The 4,280-nt window shown below is 72.3% G+C and carries 5 protein-coding genes; 2 read left to right on the top strand and 3 right to left on the bottom strand.

The genetic code is table 11. The features are described from left to right. Together AC1D12_RS26230 and AC1D12_RS26225 are read left to right on the top strand one after the other, a co-directional pair. On the top strand, positions 1 to 435 hold a 435-nt coding region (locus AC1D12_RS26230), incomplete at its 5' end, for an urease accessory protein UreH domain-containing protein (RefSeq protein ID WP_477843899.1). An 83-nt stretch (positions 436 to 518) separates the two neighbouring features. Beyond that, positions 519 to 2,105, top strand: coding sequence for an oleate hydratase (locus AC1D12_RS26225; protein ID WP_477843897.1), 1,587 nt, complete (start codon positions 519 to 521; stop codon positions 2,103 to 2,105). A 63-nt stretch (positions 2,106 to 2,168) separates the two neighbouring features. Here the strand turns inward: AC1D12_RS26225 and AC1D12_RS26220 are convergent, their stop codons facing one another. From AC1D12_RS26220 to AC1D12_RS26210, 3 genes are all read right to left on the bottom strand, one after another. Beyond that, positions 2,169 to 3,029, bottom strand: coding sequence for a TPM domain-containing protein (locus AC1D12_RS26220; RefSeq protein ID WP_477843895.1), 861 nt, complete (start codon positions 3,027 to 3,029; stop codon positions 2,169 to 2,171). Then, positions 3,026 to 3,655, bottom strand: coding sequence for a LemA family protein (locus tag AC1D12_RS26215; protein ID WP_477843893.1), 630 nt, complete (start codon positions 3,653 to 3,655; stop codon positions 3,026 to 3,028). The genes AC1D12_RS26220 and AC1D12_RS26215 overlap by 4 nt, the downstream gene beginning before the upstream one ends. A gap of 18 nt (positions 3,656 to 3,673) precedes the next feature. Continuing rightward, on the bottom strand, positions 3,674 to 4,280 hold a 607-nt coding region (locus AC1D12_RS26210; protein ID WP_477843891.1), incomplete at its 5' end, for a BON domain-containing protein.

Below are 4,280 nucleotides of genomic sequence, written 5' to 3'. Positions count from 1 at the left end.
CTGCTGCACGTGGCCGGCATCGCGCTCGGCCTGTGGCTGCTGTTCAGCGGGCGGCAGCCGCGCTGGCTCGCCCAGCTCGGACAGGCACCGGCCGTGCCGCACGCGCCGCGCGCCGACGGCTGGCAGGTGATGGCCGGGCCGCTGAAGGCGGGCGCTGCCGGCACGCTGTGGGTCGCCTGGCCGTGCGGGCTGCTGCAGTCGGCGCTGGTGCTCGCGGCGCTCGCGGACGGCGCCCTGGCCGGTGCCGGCGTGATGATCGCGTTCGGCGCGGCGTCATCGCTCGCGCTCTGGGGCGCACCGCTGCTGTGGGCGCGGCTCGACCGGCGCGCGCTCGCCTGGAGCATCCGGCTCGCCGGCCTGTGCCTGGTGATCGGCTCCGGCTGGTCGCTCGGCCACGGGCTGTGGCCGCAGTCGGCGCTCTTCTGCGCGACCTGACGCCACTGCTTGACCGGCATCAAGCCGGCGCCGCGCTCGTGCGCTTTCAATGTCGGCAGCCCCTGAACTCTTCCCACACGACCATGAGCCTTCCCTCTTCGCCGCGCACCTTCATCGTCGGCAGCGGCATCGCCGCGTTGTCCGCCGCCGTGCTGCTGATCCGCGACGCCGGCTGGCGCGGCCGCGACATCCGCATCCTCGAGGAGCTGCCGGTCGCCGGCGGCGCGCTCGACGGCAGCGGCGACCCGACCGGCGGCTTCCTGACGCGCGGCGGGCGCATGTGGACCGAAGAGGCCTACGTGTGCCTGTGGGACGTGCTGGCCGGCGTGCCCTCGCTCGGCGATGCATCGCGCAGCGTGAAGGACGAGGTGCGGCAGTTCAACGCCGAGGTGCTGACGCACGCGCAGGCACGGCTGATCGACCGCCAACACCACATCCTGGACGCGAGCGAGCTCGGCTTCGACCTGCACGACCGGCTCGACCTGGTGCGGCTGCTCGTCACGCCGGAACGGCTGCTCGGCACGCGCCGCATCGACGACTGGTTCGCCCCGCACTTCTTCGAGACGAACTTCTGGGCGATGTGGCGCACCACCTTCGCGTTCCAGAACTGGCACAGCGCGGTCGAGCTGCGCCGCTACATGCTGCGCTTCCTGCAGGAGTTCCCGCGCATCCACACGCTCGGCGGGGTGCGGCGCACGCCGCTGAACCAGTACGACTCGGTGGTGAGGCCGATGCAGGAGTGGCTGGCCACGCACGGCGTCGTGTTCGAACACGGCAGCCGCGTGCTCGATGCCGACTTCATCGAGGACKGCAGCGGCCGGCGCATCGACACGCTGCACGGCGAGCGCAACGGCCGGCCGTTCAGGATCGACCTCGGCCGCGAGGACAAGGTGTTCCTGACGCTCGGGTCGATGACGGCCGATTCGCGCCGCGGCGGCCATGACCGTGCGGCCGAGCTGGTGCGCGAGCCGCTCGACGGCGCCTGGACGCTGTGGAAGCGCCTCGCGCGCAAGGCGCCGGGCTTCGGCCGGCCGCAGGCCTTCTGCGGCGACGTCGACCTGAGCAAGTGGCTGTCGTTCACGCTGACGCTGCGCAACCCGGCGCTGATCCAGCGCATCCGCGAGTTCTCGGGCAACGAGCCCGGCACCGGCGGGCTGATGACGTTCAAGGACTCGAACTGGCTGATGTCGATCGTCGTGCCGCATGCGCCGCACTTCGCGAACCAGCCCGACGGCGTCTGGACGGTGTGGGGCTACGGGCTGTTCGTCGACAAGCCGGGCAACTTCGTCGACAAGCCGATGGCCGACTGCAGCGGCCGCGAGATCCTGACCGAGCTGGTCCGCCACCTCGGCTTCACCGACATCCTCGACCAGCTGCTCGCCACCAGCACCGCGATCCCGGTGATGATGCCGTACATCACCAGCGAGTTCGCCTGCCGCGAGGCCGGCGACCGGCCGGCAGTGGTGCCGAAGGGCGCGCTGAACTACGCGCTGCTCGGGCAGTACGTCGAGATCCCCGAAGACGTGGTCTTCACGGTCGAGTACTCGGTGCGCAGCGCGATGCATGCGGTGTACGGACTGCTCGGCATCGAGCGGCCGATCCCGCCGGTCTACCACGCGATCGCCGATCCGGCGGTGGCGCTGGCGGCGATGAGGACGCTGGTGGGCTGAGGCCCCCGTACGGACCCGGCAAGCCGCCGGGCTCACAGCAGATGCGCCGCCAGGACGCGACCGTCACCATCTGCCCGAGGCGCCGCCGCCACCGAAACCGCCTCCTCCGCCACCGTGGCCGCCCCGCCCGCCCCCGCCCCCGCCCCCGCCTCGGCCGCCGCCGAGCGCGCCACGCGCCAGCAGGCCCAGCCCGCCGAACAGCGTCAGCAGCATCGCGACGAGTGCCGTGCCGAGCGCCATCCACAGCGCACCGGCAAGCCACCAGGCCGCAAGCCCCGCCAGCACGCCGGCCACCGCCGCGCTGCCGAGCCGGCCCAGCACCGCGCGCAGCACCCCGCCGACAGCCAGCGCCGCCAGCAGCACGAACGGCAGGCCGCGCGGCAACTCGCCGATGTCCTGCGCGCCGTCGCGCGGTGCCGCCGCGGGCAGTGGTTCGCCGTCGACGATGCCGATCATGCGGTCCACGCCGGCCGCGACGCCGCCGGCGACATCCTGCTGCCGCAGCCGCGGCACGATCACCTCGTCGATGAGGCGCTTGCAGGTGGCATCGTTGAGCACGCCCTCCAGGCCGTAGCCCACCTCGATGCGCAACGCCCGGTCGTCCTTCGCGATCACGAGGATCGCGCCGTCGTCCACCTTGCGCCGCCCGAGCTTCCACTGCTCGGCCACGCGCAGCGCGTACGCCTCGATCGGCTCGGGCTGCGTCGTCGCGACGATCAGCACCGCCAGCTGGCTGCCCTTGCGCGCCTCGAACGCGGCAAGCTTGCGCTCGAGCTCGGCCTGCGCGGAGGCGCTCAGCGTCGCGGTCAGGTCGGTCACGTGGCCGCGCAGYGGCGGCACCGCGACCAGCGCGGCGGCACCGTGCACGCCGCAGGCGAGCAACAGCGCGCACAGTGCCACCCGCGCCGCGCGTGCGGCGTTCATCGCGATGCCGCCGGTGCCGGCGGCGGCGCGCCGAAATCCACCCGCGGCGGCTGGGCGATCGCCCGCTCGTTGTCGACCGCGAAGTTCGGCTTCTCCTGGAAGCCGAACGCCATCGCGGTCAGGTTCGACGGGAACGAGCGCACCGTGACGTTGTAGGCCTGCACCGACTGGATGTAGCGGTTGCGCGCGACCGCGATGCRGTTCTCGGTGCCCTCCAGCTGTGCCTGCAGGTCGCGGAAGGCCTGGTTCGCGCGCAGCGTCGGGTAGTTCTCCGAGACCGCCAGCAACCGCGCCAGCGCGCTCGACAGCTCGCCCTGCGCCTGCTGGAACTTCTGGAACGCCTGCGGGTCGTTGACGAGCGCCGGCGTCGCCTGCACCGCGGTCGCGCGGGCGCGTGCCTCGACCACGCGGGTGAGCGTCGATTGCTCGAAGTCCGCCTCGGCCTTCACGGTGGCCACCAGGTTCGGCACCAGGTCGGCCCGCCGCTGGTACTGGTTGACGACCTCGGACCAGGCGGCCTGGGTCTGCTCGTCGCTGCCTTGCAACGTGTTGTAGCCGCAGCCGCCGAGCACGAGTGCCGCGGCGCAGGCGAAAGCGAGCGACAACGCCCGCATGAATGGATGCATGAAGGATCTCCTCGGGCGTCAGCCGACGGTCAGGTCGTTGACCACCGTCCGCACGCCGGGCGCCGCCCAGGCCACGCCCTGCGCGGCCTCGCGCTCGTGCCACGAATCGACGCGGCCGGTCAGCCGCACGGTGTGGCCCTCGACGCTCACCTGGATGCGCTGGCTCTCGCGCAGCGTCTGGCGGATCAGCGCTTCCTCGATCTTGCGTTTCAGGTCGTCGACCTTGGGCTGCGCGCGCAGCGCGATCAGGTTGCTGATGCCGACCACGCCGGCCAGCGGGCGGATGGCCTTCTCGACGCTGCGGCGCTGGTAGTCCCAATCGACCTCGCCGCGCAGCGTGACCCAGCCTCGTTCCACGGTCAGCTGCACCGCACTCGGCGACACCGCGGTGTTCCAGCTCAGCGCCAGTTCGGCGTTGGCAGCGATCTCGGTGTCGCTGCGCAGGTGCTCCTTCAGCAGCCGCACGTCCAGCTCCACCGCGAGCGCCCTGACGCCGGCCACGCGCTGCGCGGCGCGCACCGCCGCATGCTTCTGCCCGAAGGTGCCGATGTGGCCCGTCAACGTGACGACGCCATCCTTCACCGCGACGCCGATCTGGGTGGCATGCGTGGCGGGATCCCACGCC

Source organism: Rhizobacter sp. P1_G5, from assembly GCF_056405435.1.
Note: the sequence above shows the minus strand (reverse complement) of the source record. Positions and strands in the feature narration are given on the sequence as shown.